The sequence below is a fragment of the Arthrobacter zhaoguopingii genome, assembly GCF_009828605.1.
Taxonomy (GTDB): Bacteria; Actinomycetota; Actinomycetes; order Actinomycetales; family Micrococcaceae; genus Arthrobacter_D; species Arthrobacter_D zhaoguopingii.
In genome coordinates, this window is the sequence record NZ_WIAE01000043.1 from 1 (window position 1) to 693 (window position 693).

The following is a 693-nucleotide window of genomic DNA, read 5'->3' on the forward strand; positions in this document are numbered from 1 at the left end:
TCTCATCCCTGGGGATGAGGCCGGGTTCATTCCCTGAGGCGATGATCCTGCTTCGTGAAACTGGAAAGCTGAAGCAAGACGATGCGCACCTGCGCAATCGTCCCCTTCACTAGCTATCACCACCCAAGGAGAACAACGTGAAAACAACGAAAAGCATGGCCCGGAGGATCACCGCCTCTGCAGCGATCATCGGTATTGGTGTCGGCGTCACAGTTACCACCACAGCGGCAAGTTCGGTGCCCGGCGCCGATGTGCAGGCCGCTGTTATCTCACCGCTGGTGTCACAATCGGTCGCCAACTACGAAGGAAAATGGGCTGTCCAAGGTGGAACGTTGGTCGAATCCTTCCAGGAAAACGGCGAGGTCGTCTCAACGGGATCAACGTCTCTTCGAACCGGCCTACCGGCGGACCAGATCATCTCATTCGGCTATGTCGCAGGCTTTGGAAGTGCAGCGACCGGGCAGAACTACGCTCAGCTCAGCGGGCAGGCAGGAGAAGACGTCACCGCAGTACGCGTCATCAGCGCCTCCGGAACCGTGACCGAAACCACGCTAGCCGACGGTATCTGGGGTGCTGTGTGGCTTGCTGGCAGCAACCCCGGAGAGTACAGCGCAGCCACCCTCGAATTCGACACTCCCGCGGGCACCCGCACCGTGTCCACCATTGACGTCGATGTCATCGCAGCCGACCAAA

Annotated in this window: 1 protein-coding gene; it reads left to right on the forward strand. The window is 59.5% G+C overall.

The window, feature by feature from the left end:
* Window positions 1–137: 137 nt before the first annotated feature.
* Window positions 138–693: hypothetical protein (locus GVV77_RS18050; RefSeq protein WP_159620710.1), on the forward strand; the 556-nt coding region annotated here is incomplete at its 3' end.